The sequence below is a fragment of the Bartonella sp. HY038 genome (assembly GCF_014117425.1).
Classification (GTDB): domain Bacteria; phylum Pseudomonadota; class Alphaproteobacteria; order Rhizobiales; family Rhizobiaceae; genus HY038.
In genome coordinates this window covers 3265449-3277500 of sequence record NZ_CP059725.1, presented here as the reverse complement: position 1 = coordinate 3277500, position 12052 = coordinate 3265449, and the positions used below count along the sequence as shown (strand labels likewise).

The window sequence follows — 12052 nt, the reverse complement described above, 5'->3', positions numbered from 1 at the left end:
ACCAAACCATAATGTCTATCATTAATAAAAGCCGTAACCCGTAAAAACTCTAGCACGTCATATTCAGTCAATATCGTAAAACAAAATCCCTACCTTACAGCGACAAAACCTCGTCGCTAGCAGAGCCCTGCTCTCGTTGGACCGACTTATAATACCACACCTGCCAAAGAGTCAACACCACCCATAAACCTTTTTCATAAAATCGTAACATTAATACACAAGTGATTGATATATAACAATAAATATTTTATGAAAAGTTACTCACTCCGATGACCTGCCATAAACAAACCGGATTCTCGAATTAAAAACGTTGAATCTTATTGCGATTGATTCCATTATAGGGCTAAATAGATCTGATCAGCGGATATTTAGACCTAAATTGCCTATTATCAATAGCAGGATAAATGGTTTTAAGTTATTTAAGATTTTTATCTTCAGAAGACGACCGGAAATCACACGCACAATATATAAGAGTGCACTTTATATAACGATAAAACAGTAATGCGGCTTTATAAATTATTAAGTGGCATAAACTATACCGACTTTGAGGTAGTGCTAGATTTGCACTTGTAACTCGCATTTAATGGTTAATTCAAAAATGGAACTGATTTAAAGCGGATGGGTAAGCACAAGAATATAAAAGTTGATCCTGGTAATGAACCGGCCATAATCGCTAATGGTAACCGGCGCCCTGATCGGCGTCAGATATCCGCACGATGGCTTGTTGGAACACTTTTAACTGGTCTTACTTCTTTTAGTTTAATGGGGGTCGCTTTATTTGCGGCTCTTGATGGGCACGAACAATTAGCTACCCCACCCGAACTACTTGGCCGCAATGAAATTCCAAAACGGGTCATTGCAAAATCAGGTGGTGTCAAAGGTGATCGCCTTATACCAATCAAGCCTAAAACTCCACTTGATGACAATCGTAGCTTTGAATTGTCTATGGTGCAAAAAGTAGGCGGCAAGGAAATTGTAAAAGCTCAAGCATTTGAACTTGTTAATATGCCGCTTGCTGAAGAACATGACCAAACTTACAACTACCCCAAATTTAATGCGTTAAACCTTTTTGAAGATGTTGCGCCGATTGCAGCGACCAATACTGCATCAATATCCTATGCTGTGCCAGCCGCACCGGAGGAAAAACTCCCCATGCGCGACTTCCCCCTCGATGCGCAGTTTTCAGACGTTATTGACCAATTAAGCACCGAGGAAGTGGAGCACACGGTAAAAGTTGCGGCTAGTTCATTGGGTACTGGTGTCGCACAGGTTGCCGCATTGCATTATATTGATCCAGCCCAAGTCAAGAGTTTAAGCCGATCGGTCAGCTTTTCTGATGCGCTTGACGTTAGAATTTTCCAAGAAAACGTCTCTATCGCAATGGGATCGAATAATCGCCAAGCTATTGAAAACTATTCTGAGGATATTTTACCCTTTATCCGTGATGAAAAGATAATTGATATCTTAAATCGCGCAAACTTTATAGGCGAGGATGCCGATCGCATCGCCGACGCTCTTAACGCGATGACCAAAAGAGATGATTTACCCGCCGGTAGCATTTTACGACTTGGAGTTGAAACCGATAAAACCGGAAAACGCTCTATAGTACGCGCTAGTATTTATAATGACAAAAAACATGTTATGAGCATCGCGCTTGACGATAATAATAATTTTATACGCTGCGCAGAACCTGAAACGACAGAGCTTTTAATTTCTGCTCTTGATGGTGATATGCCGATCATTCGTGTTGCCACAGATAAGCTACCTTCGGTCTATGATGCTGTTGTACAAGCTGCTCTATCTTACAATATGGGTGAGGATAGCGCACGTCAATTAGTACGTATGCTAGCAAATGATGTTGATATGCAATCGAATATATCAGCCACTGATTCTTTAGAGGTATTTTATCCAAAACCAGATAAGACGCTGGCTAATGCAAATCCAGAAATTTTATATGTTGCAGCAACTTTTGGCGACATCGTAAAGCGCTATTACCGCTTTCAATCCCAAGACGGGAAAATTGATTATTATGACCGCGAAGGGCGTAACTCCAAGCAATTCTTATTAAGAAAACCAGTACCCAATGGTGTGTTTCGCTCGCCCTTTGGCCCAAGACGCCATCCGATTCTTGGCTATGTGCGCATGCATACAGGTGTTGACTGGTCAGCTCCACGAGGAGCACCGATTGTTGCTGCCGGTGATGGTATTGTCTTAAAAGCAGGCTGGAGTAGTGGTTATGGTAACCACACAGAAATCCAACATGCCAACGGCTATATTAGCAGTTACTCCCACCAAAGTGCCTTTGCAGAAGGGTTAAAGCCCGGCATGCATGTGCGCCAAGGGCAAGTTATCGGTTTTGTTGGCTCTACCGGACTTTCAACCGGGCCACATCTCCATTACGAAATTGTTGTGAATGGCACAAAAGTCGATCCGATGCGTATCCGCCTTCCCGATGAAGAATCTCTTCGCGGTGATGATCTTATCGCTTTCAAACGTGAGCGCGATCATATTGATGCTTTAATGAAAAATGGCCCTCGCAGCACGCAAGTAGCTTCATCTGCACCTTTATCGAATTCATAGGTTAGAATTTGAGTTATTTTTAGCACTATCAACAAAATAAAGGGCGGTTATCACCGCCCATTTTACACATATGCATTTGAATAATATAGAGAATAAAGCTTTTAAACTGTCATCTTTGAGAAGCAAAATAATCTGCAATTTTTTCGGCTAATTTTTCGGCCACCTGCTGCTTATTAAGAAGCGGCCATTCCTCAACCTTATCCTTTTGCACAATATGAATATGATTCTCATCGCCCCCCATAATGCTTTCGCCTTTTTCATTCATTGAAACATCATTGGCGATAATCCAATCAGCAGCCTTTTTTTCTAATTTTTTTTGGGCATAGCTAATCAAATCATTGGTTTCTGCGGCAAAACCAATAACCAACTTTGGGCGATTATCACCATGAGCAATCGTTGCAAGAATATCTGGGTTTTGCACCATGGAGAGAGTAAGGCTATCTTGCCCTTGCTGCTTTTTCATTTTTTGATTTTTTGGGCTATCCATGCGCCAATCTGCAACGGCTGCAGCAAAAATAGCTACATCTGCCGGCAAAGCAATCTCAACTTGCTGTAGCATTTCATGAGCTGTTTCTACATGGATGGTTTCAATATCCAAAAAAGGAGTTTTTTGTGGATCATCAACACTAACAGGACCAGAAACGAGTGTTACCTTAGCGCCCAAATAACCAAGAGCCTTGGCTATTGCATGCCCTTGCTTTCCTGAAGAGCGATTGGCAATATACCGCACGGGATCAATTGGTTCATGGGTGGGGCCTGATGTCACAATGATATGACGGCCAGATAAGGGGCGGTTGTTTTTATATAATAAAATATTTTTAGCAGCCTCAACAATAGTCAATGGCTCACTCATGCGGCCAAGACCATTTTCATAAGCTTCAGCCATCTCGCCCTTTTCAGGGCCAATAAAGAAAAAACCATCATCTTGAAGAGTTTTAAGATTTCGCTTGGTTGCTAGATTTTTCCACATCATTGGATTCATGGCAGGTGCGCATAAGATTGGGCAGTTTCGCGCTAAAATTATCGCACCGGCAAGATCATCACCAATGCCTATTGCCATTTTTGCCATGCGGCTTGCAGTGCAAGGTGCAACAATAATAAGATCATGATTGCGAGCAAGGCGGATATGGCCGACATCTTGCTCATCAAGCCGCGAAAAAAGATCGGTGTAAACGTGATTGGCGCTCAAAGCACCAGCCGCAAGTGGTGTAATTATTTCTTGCGCGGCCTTTGTCATGACAACCGTGACAGTTGCACCATTTTCTCGCAAGCGGCGGATAAGATCAAGGGATTTATACGCGGCAATACTACCGCCAATAATCAATAATATCTTTTTATCGTTTAAATCCATTGAATACATGCCTTATGTCGTTGTCTATGACTTATGCAACCAAAGCCACTATTGAAATAGAGGCTAAAATATCATTCTTAAGGTGATATAAAGAATACAAGCGGCAATAATATAAATGGCATAACGCATGAATCGTCCGCTACGGGATTGATAGCGAGCAAGACGCTTTAATGTTGCTTCATCAAGAACAATGCCATGTTTTGACATATGTGCCATGCCGGCGGTGATTTCATCAAAACGCTTGGTAAGTTCTGGCGTTTTGCGCACGAGATCGGTGACAGCAATGGCACTATCACGCAAATCCTTTACCAAACCTAAGGGTCCTAAATTTTGCATGATCCAGTCAGATACTACAGGATCGGCAGCTTTCCACATATTGAGATGAGGATCTAATGTGCGCGCCACTCCTTCAACTACGACCATAGTTTTTTGTAAGAGAATAAGTTCTGGCCGCGTTTCCATGTCAAATAGCTCGGTTACTTCAAAAAGCAGCGTCAAAAGCCGTGCCATCGAAATAGTTTCGGCAGATTGGCCATGCACTGGCTCACCAATCGCGCGGTTAGCTTGCGCAAAACTTTCGATACTATGATGCGATGGCACATAGCCCGCTTCAAAATGCACTTTAGCAACGCGGTAATAATCGCGTTTAATAAAGCCATAAAGAATTTCAGCAAGATAACGCTTTTCTTTTTTGCCAAGTCGACCGGTAATGCCAAGATCAACCGCAACAATAATACCATCCTTATCGACAAATAAATTGCCCGGGTGCATATCGGCATGAAAAAAACCATCACGCAAAGTATGACGTAAAAAAGACTGGATCAGAGTGACCGATAAGGCCTCAAGATCAAAACCAGCTGCAACCAAGGAATCGCGATCCGACATTTTAATGCCGTCAATCCATTCCATTGTCAAAACATCACGGCCAGTGCGCTCCCAATCAACGGTTGGAACGCGAAAACCTGGATCATTTTTAGTATTTTCACCAAGTTCCGAAAGAGCCGCAGCCTCTAAGCGCAAATCCATTTCAAGACGGGTTGTCTGTTCAAGATTTTCAACCACTTGAACCGGGCGTAACCGCCGCGATGCTGCAACATAACGCTCTTGCGTTCTTGCTACAAGGTAAAATCCTTCAAGATCTTGAGCAAAGCGGCGCCGAATACCAGGGCGAATGACTTTAACAGCCACTTTTTTACGGTTGCCATTATCATCCAAAATCCATGCCGGATGCACCTGCGCCATCGATGCGGCGGCAATTGGTTCGCCAAATTCAACAAAAAGATCATCAATCTTGCGGCCAAGCGAACCTTCAATTTGCGCAATAGCTTCAGCTTGTGGAAAGGTTTTAACCTTATCTTGCAGCAAAGATAAATCATCGGCAACATCACGGCCAACAATATCAGGACGGGTTGCTAAAAATTGTCCAAGCTTAACATAAGAAGGGCCAAGCCTATTCATTGCATTAGAAATGCGCTCTGAACGCTCGCTATTTTTTGCACTACCACGCGACATCCATTTAGCGACACGATGACCTAGGGCTGGCAACCCTGTTAGTCCATCGGCTGGAAGGGCACTTAACACGCCTTCACGAGCAAGAACATAACCAGCCCGCATCAAACGCAAGGATGCAAGAAATTTTGACATTAAATTTTCCAGCCTGAGTGGATGGCAGCAATACCACCAGTGAGATTACGATAACTAACCTTAGAAAATCCAGCAGTGCGGATCATATCGGCAAAATCATCCTGTCGCGGAAACTTGCGAATAGATTCGACAAGATAGCGATAGGAATCAGCGTCCCCTGCAATCATTTGTCCAACGCGTGGAATACCATGGAAAGACCAAAGATCATAAACCTTATCAAGAATTGGTAGTTCAACTTCGGAAAATTCAAGACACATGAAGCGACCACCCGGCTTTAATACACGGAAAGCCTCAGAAAGCGCCTTATCAATGTGCGGCACATTGCGGATACCAAAGGCTATCGTATAAGCATCAAATTGACGGTCATCAAAGGGCAGCTTTTCTGCATTGGCTTCAACAAAATTGCAATGATTAAGCAGCCCCTTTTTCTCGGCCCGCTCACGGCCAACTTCTAGCATGGAACCGTTAATATCTAAAACCGTTGCATGGGCATGGCGACCAGATGCCTCGATAATTTTAAATGAAATATCACCCGTACCACCTGCAACATCAAGCACTGTCCAACCATCAAGATGAGGCGGTGATAGCCAAGCAACCATGGCATCTTTCCATAAACGATGCATGCCCACCGACATTACATCATTCATAATATCATATTTACGGGCAACAGAATGGAAAACACTATTGACCATATTTTGCTTTTCTTCTTCTTTTACAGCTTTAAAGCCAAAAGAATTTTCCATGCCACCAAGTGCGCCCACACGGGAATTGCTATCCTTGATATCTTCGGTTGCCATTTTAAAAACCCTTTTGATATGTTCTCACCATGCCCAAAATCATCTCTCAAAAAACGTGTTTATTTAGCCAAAAAAGCCAAAAACGAATTCTTTTACAAAACCTTTTAAATGGGCACATCTTTAAAAGCCATAAACTTGATGAAACTGCCTATCTTATCTAGTGAATACACAAAACAAAAACAAAAACCATTTTGGGAAAACCATTTTGCACTGCTTCATTTTTTCATCAAATTCAAATTATTTATTCTATCTACTATAGACTGCACTGAACTGCAATGCTCGATAAAAGCCAATAAAAAATAAGCGTCGCTAAACCTTAATTGCTTATTTTATTTATCAATGTAATTGCAGAAAACAGCCATTGATTTTAACGCCAAATTTGTTTTAGAAATATTTTTTATTAAACCTTGCGTCATTTAAAAACGTGTTAAAGCATGATATAAGATTTTGACAAAATTTATACCTTCTTGAAAAAAAATTTCGTCATTTCCATTTGATTTTAAACCCAATCAAATACGCCCATCATATATAAACTAAAATTACTAACTGTAAAAATTAGGAAATAACCGTGTCACAAGTTCATGTTATCTCTCATCCGCTCGTTGCCCATAAACTAACTATGATGCGCAAAAAGGAAACGTCAACCGGTGATTTTCGTCAATTATTGCGTGAAGTCGCCCTACTCATGGGCTATGAAGTAACACGCGACTTGCCGATGACCACAACAACCATCGAAACACCGATGATGCCAATGGAAGCACCGGTGCTTGATGGAAAAAAACTTGTACTTGCCTCAATTTTGCGTGCGGGTGAAGGCCTATTAGAAGGCATGTTATCGCTTATTCCATCGGCACGGGTTTCCCATATTGGACTTTACCGCGATCATACTACATTAGAGCCAATTGAATATTACTTCAAAGCACCAGAAGATTTAGGTGAACGCTTGGTCATTGTGGTTGATCCAATGCTTGCGACAGGGCATTCGGCAGCTGCGGCAATTTCACGCCTTAAAGAGCGTGGCGCCGACCAAATACGATTCGTTTGCGTTTTAGCTGTTCAACAAGGCTTGAAATTTTTGCAAGAAAAACACCCCGATGTTGATATTTACACAGCATCCATCGATAATGGTCTTGATGAAAATAGCTATATTTTACCGGGGCTTGGTGATGCGGGCGATCGCATGTTTGGAACCAAATAGGTAATTCATCTAATAATTACTAAGCTAGTTCTACAAAGCACTTTTATACTGAACAATAAAAGTGCTTTATTTTTTAACTAAAAAACGTGACAATTCAAATTGCCAAACAAAGAATTTACGTTTCAATATATGTTTTGGGAAAATTGGAGCGGGCGATGGGATTCGAACCCACGACCCCAACCTTGGCAAGGTTGTGCTCTACCCCTGAGCTACGCCCGCTCATTTAGCGTATCGAAGCATTGCGCTTCGTTCAAGATTGGCGTTATATGCCGCAACGGTGTTGAGAATGCAATAGCAAAAATTCAAAAAATGTATAAAAATGCAAATATTTTTTAAAATTCGCCTTTTATGACAAAAATAAGCATTAATTTGGCAATGAACGTTATCGGCTGGGGATAAGTTTTAGCTTTTAAACTGTATTCATCCTCTTTCAATTCAAATGATAATCAATGCCTGTTGTCCAATACGCTAAAGTTTTAGGAAAAACCACAAGCCGCTATTTAAAAATGCGACTTTAAATATCATCTTATAGACGTAAAGCGATTGCAAAATCTATCAATGCAGATTTTGGAAATTGCTTCACAGTTTTTTAAAAATGCTCTAAGTAAAGAAATCACCTCATTACAATTGGACCGATTCAATAATGACTGCAATTAAAAAAGCACGCCGCGTTGCTGGTACTTTATATACCAAAGAGGAAATTGAAGAAATTTTCCATCGCTTTTCATTGCAGCGACCCAATCCTGAAAGTGAGCTGCGTTATACCAATGCCTTTACTTTACTTGTTGCGGTTGCATTATCGGCGCAAGCAACTGATATTGGGGTGAATAAGGCGACAAAGGAATTATTCAAAGTTGCCGATACACCTGAAAAAATGGTGGAGCTTGGTGAGGAGGGGTTGGGCGAATATATCCGCACTATAGGGCTTTGGCGCAGCAAAGCAAAAAATGTCATTGCCTTGTCAAAATCACTCATTGCCAATTTTCATAGTCAAGTGCCGGATAACCGTGACGCTTTGATTACCCTTGCTGGTGTTGGCAGAAAAACGGCTAATGTGGTGTTAAATATTATTTATGATAAGCCCACATTGGCGGTGGATACCCATATTTTTCGCATTGGTAATCGCCTTGGGCTTGCGCCGGGGAAAACTCCTGACGAGGTTGAGGAAAAATTATTAAAAATTATTCCAAAAGCCTATTTAAAAAATGCCCATCATTGGTTGATTTTACATGGCCGCTATGTGTGCAAGGCGCGAACACCAGATTGCAAAGCTTGCATAATTGCAGATATTTGTCACGCTGCAGTTAAAACCAATGCAATTCCTGCGCCTATCATGGTTATAAATTAAGGGGCATTTCGTATTCAAACAAAATACCCCTTAATAAAGATATAAAATTTGTACCTATGGTGAAATTTTAGCTACGTTGGATTGCCGGACCACCGCGTGTCCCCATTGGCACATCTTGAAGATCATCCTTTTCAGCCGTTTCCATATCAGTTTGGTTAAGTTGCTCTGGTGCAGATTTTGCCGTTGCTATCCTATAACCTTCGATTTTTGATAGATCGTCATTTTCATTGATAAGATCTTCCAAACTTTCATTGCTGCCAATCCCACCATTGCGATATTGCAATTCATGAAGGCGTGCATAAACACCATTTTCCTTGGCGAGCAATTGGGCTTGTGTCCCTTGCTCAATGATATTACCGTGTTGCATAACAACAATCTTATCGGCATTGGCAATGGTTGAAAGACGATGGGCAATAACGATTGTGGTTCGACCATCAGTGAGACGATCCAAGGCTTGTTGTACCGATGCTTCAGATTCTGAATCAAGGGCACTGGTTGCCTCATCTAGAATGAGAATGCGCGCATTGCGTAGCATGGCGCGCGCAATGGCAATACGTTGGCGTTGGCCACCAGAAAGATTGCCACCATTTTCACCAATATCGGTATCGTAACCATCACGAAGTTTAATAATAAATTCGTGAGCATTTGCGTCTTTGGCCGCAGCAATAATTTCCTCGTCACTAGCATCAGGGCGCCCCATGCTAATATTATGTTTTACGCTGCCTTTAAAAAGAAATGTGTCTTGTCCAACATAGGACATTGCATCACGCAATGAGGCAAAGGTTACTTCCTTAATATCTTGACCATCTATAAAAATTTGCCCTTGTGTTGGATCATAAAGGCGCATAATTAAATTGATCATCGTCGATTTACCTGATCCTGAAGCGCCAACGAGAGCGGTCATTTTACCGGCAGGAATTGCTAAACTAATACCATGGAGAACGTCATCACCCTCAGGATAGGCAAATTTAACATCAGAAAAAGCCACTTCACCCTTTGATGCAGTTAAAGTCTTGGCATTTTTGGATTCAACGAGGGTTAAAGGATGATCCATAACTTGATAAAGCATGCGAACACCAATCATCAAAGTCTCAAGTTTGACACGTGTATTGGCAATACGTTTGGCTGGCTCATAAGCAAGAAGAAGAGCGGTAATAAATGACATTAAATCACCAGGGCTTGCCCCATGATCAATCACCATTACACCTGAAAAAGCAATGACTACAGCAATAGCAAGACCGGCAAGGGTTTCCATAACCGGTGCGGTTGCCGCACTATAAAACGCAATGGAATTTGAGCGCGATTCAACATCACTAATCGCGCTGTTCATACGCGCTTGCATCTTTGGCTCAAGCGCAAAGGCTTTCAACACCCGAATACCAATAGATGTCTCTTGCATAATTTGAATAATGGCGGTTAAGGAGGCCATTTCCTTTGCCATAATTTTTTTAACTTTTTTGGTAAGGATACGCACACCCAAAAATGCCAAAGGCCCAATTAGAAGCGAAATGCAAGTTAATAGCCAATTTGTGTAAAGCATCACAGCTAAAAGACCAACAACTTGGAAAAGATCACGGACATAGGTCGTCACCAACAAATCAATGACACCGCGCGCCATTTGCGAAAAATTGGTTACCAACATTAAAAGATCAGCTGGCGCATTTTTTTGAAAAAACGCAACCCCTTGCGATAAAATACGCGCATAGACCTTCTTTTGTTGCTCAGCCACAACGCTGTTACCGGCTCTTGCTAGATAAAGCGAATTAAAAAATGTTGCAAAACCTTTCACAACAAAAATACAAGCGATAAAGATTGCCACCATAAAAACATGGCTTTTATTTTTGTCAACAACCAAGCCGTCAACCATTGGCTTCATAATATAAGCGCTAAAGGCAGTTGTTGCTGCAATGATAAGCATGGAGATAATTGCTAGAAAATAGTGAAAAAAATGTTTGCGAAAATTTTCACTAAGCAAGCGCTTGATTAGCGTCATATCATTTTCTGACAATTTCTGTGTTTTTTTTGCCATATTGGTCAAAATACCTTTTTATTTCTTTTGGCGCATTTTATCGGCATTACGCCTGACTTACAAGTGATTTAAAAACGCCATCACCTAAAACATTAGATTCTAATAATATATTCTGCCGAAGCAAGGCTATTTAGTAAGAATCATTGCTAGCATTTTAAAACAAAAATAAATGCATTTTAATAGATTTAGGCTTATCAGCTTTGTTAAATTATAAGAGCAGCTTATCTATTTTCCATTTTTTGAGTTGGAAAAGCAGTTAAAATCGTTGGAATTCTAGGCAAAACAAAGCGGGTGCAGCCATAAGCGCTAAGACCACCAACGATAATGCCTGCCAAAATATCAAAAGGATAATGAACACCAACAAAAATACGTCCCCAGCAGACAAGAACTAATAAGCCAAGCGCAAATTTTGCCGCCATTTTATAGCGTAATAAATAAAGACTGAAAAAATAAGCCGCACAAATGGTAGCGTGGTTAGACGGAAATGACGCATTCGGCGAATGATGAATAAGTGCTTCAACAATACCAGCGACGAAGGGGCGTTCTCGATAAAATCCAAGGCTTATTAAATAACCAATAAATAAGCCAGTTATGATACTTGCGACAATTGTCAAAGCGGCACGTCTTTCAAACTTCCCCCCTGCAAACCATAAAAGTAATAAATGAAGCGGTATAAAATAAAGCAGCCCTTTGGCGCAAAAAATTCCAAACCAAATGATCAATGTTGGAGTTTCACTGCTGCCAGCAAGGCTTTGAGCTAAAAATGTATCAATCGTTGAAAGCATATTTTGTCCATTTATAATAAGCGCATTTAATTTTTATAATAAAATGCTTAGGATGAACGCTTGCCAATAAACATAGGCTTCGCCATCCCAAATTTTGGAGTACGTGGTGTATACCACATATTCGTAAGTTTTATTTTTGGCTTTAACTAGGCATATATTATAATTATCCAATCTAAAATATAAATTTAAACCTTGAAGGTTGAGTAAACGCTCAAACTCTTATTCAACTGGCTTTTAAAAAAAAGCCCCAAATAAGTCTTCGCAAGTTTTAATGCACATTGTGCAGATGAAGATAAGAGTTCAAGAAAAGCCAATATAAA

General features: G+C 41.0%; 8 protein-coding genes and 1 tRNA gene. 3 read left to right on the top strand and 6 right to left on the bottom strand.

Annotated features, from left to right (window positions below):
* Positions 1 to 618 precede the first annotated feature (618 nt).
* The gene (locus tag H3299_RS14080; RefSeq protein ID WP_182418256.1) at positions 619 to 2580 is read left to right on the top strand and encodes a M23 family metallopeptidase; all 1962 of its coding nucleotides are present in this window, start codon (positions 619 to 621) and stop codon (positions 2578 to 2580) included.
* Between the two features lie 109 nt (positions 2581 to 2689).
* On the opposite strand, the gene coaBC is transcribed toward H3299_RS14080, so the two are convergent.
* The 3 genes from coaBC to ubiE all read right to left on the bottom strand — a co-directional run bounded on the left by coaBC (position 2690) and on the right by ubiE (position 6372).
* A complete protein-coding gene (gene coaBC, locus H3299_RS14075; RefSeq protein ID WP_182418255.1) occupies positions 2690 to 3931 on the bottom strand; it encodes a bifunctional phosphopantothenoylcysteine decarboxylase/phosphopantothenate--cysteine ligase CoaBC in 1242 nt (413 codons plus the stop codon).
* A gap of 63 nt (positions 3932 to 3994) precedes the next feature.
* The gene (gene ubiB / locus H3299_RS14070; protein WP_182418254.1) at positions 3995 to 5575 is read right to left on the bottom strand and encodes a 2-polyprenylphenol 6-hydroxylase; all 1581 of its coding nucleotides are present in this window, start codon (positions 5573 to 5575) and stop codon (positions 3995 to 3997) included.
* On the bottom strand, positions 5575 to 6372 hold the full coding sequence (ubiE, locus tag H3299_RS14065; protein WP_182418253.1) for a bifunctional demethylmenaquinone methyltransferase/2-methoxy-6-polyprenyl-1,4-benzoquinol methylase UbiE: 798 nt from the start codon (positions 6370 to 6372) through the stop codon (positions 5575 to 5577). Before ubiE ends, ubiB begins: the two co-directional genes overlap by 1 nt.
* Before the next feature lie 568 nt (positions 6373 to 6940).
* Here ubiE and upp point away from each other — a divergent pair.
* Positions 6941 to 7570: a uracil phosphoribosyltransferase gene (upp, locus tag H3299_RS14060; protein ID WP_182418252.1), complete on the top strand. Its 630-nt coding sequence runs from the start codon at positions 6941 to 6943 to the stop codon at positions 7568 to 7570.
* 144 nt (positions 7571 to 7714) lie between these two features.
* Here the strand turns inward: upp and H3299_RS14055 are convergent.
* Positions 7715 to 7789, bottom strand: a tRNA-Gly gene (locus tag H3299_RS14055).
* Between the two features lie 424 nt (positions 7790 to 8213).
* Here H3299_RS14055 and nth point away from each other — a divergent pair.
* Positions 8214 to 8918, top strand: coding sequence for an endonuclease III (gene nth / locus H3299_RS14050; protein WP_182418251.1), 705 nt, complete (start codon positions 8214 to 8216; stop codon positions 8916 to 8918).
* Positions 8919 to 8985: 67 nt separating this feature from the next.
* Here nth and H3299_RS14045 read toward each other — a convergent pair whose 3' ends face one another.
* On the bottom strand, positions 8986 to 10947 hold the full coding sequence (locus H3299_RS14045) for an ABC transporter ATP-binding protein (RefSeq protein WP_182418250.1): 1962 nt from the start codon (positions 10945 to 10947) through the stop codon (positions 8986 to 8988).
* A gap of 221 nt (positions 10948 to 11168) precedes the next feature.
* Positions 11169 to 11732 (bottom strand): undecaprenyl-diphosphatase, encoded by a 564-nt coding sequence (locus H3299_RS14040; RefSeq protein WP_182418249.1) that lies wholly within the window; start codon positions 11730 to 11732, stop codon positions 11169 to 11171.
* Positions 11733 to 12052: the final 320 nt, after the last annotated feature.

Coding starts and splice junctions, on each gene's coding strand:
- nth (WP_182418251.1), top strand. CDS start 8,214: ATGACTGCAATTAAAAAAGCACGCCGCGTTGCTGGTACTTTATATACC.
- ubiB (WP_182418254.1), bottom strand. CDS start 5,575: ATGTCAAAATTTCTTGCATCCTTGCGTTTGATGCGGGCTGGTTATGTT.
- coaBC (WP_182418255.1), bottom strand. CDS start 3,931: ATGGATTTAAACGATAAAAAGATATTATTGATTATTGGCGGTAGTATT.
- ubiE (WP_182418253.1), bottom strand. CDS start 6,372: ATGGCAACCGAAGATATCAAGGATAGCAATTCCCGTGTGGGCGCACTT.
- H3299_RS14045 (WP_182418250.1), bottom strand. CDS start 10,947: ATGGCAAAAAAAACACAGAAATTGTCAGAAAATGATATGACGCTAATC.
- H3299_RS14040 (WP_182418249.1), bottom strand. CDS start 11,732: ATGCTTTCAACGATTGATACATTTTTAGCTCAAAGCCTTGCTGGCAGC.
- H3299_RS14080 (WP_182418256.1), top strand. CDS start 619: ATGGGTAAGCACAAGAATATAAAAGTTGATCCTGGTAATGAACCGGCC.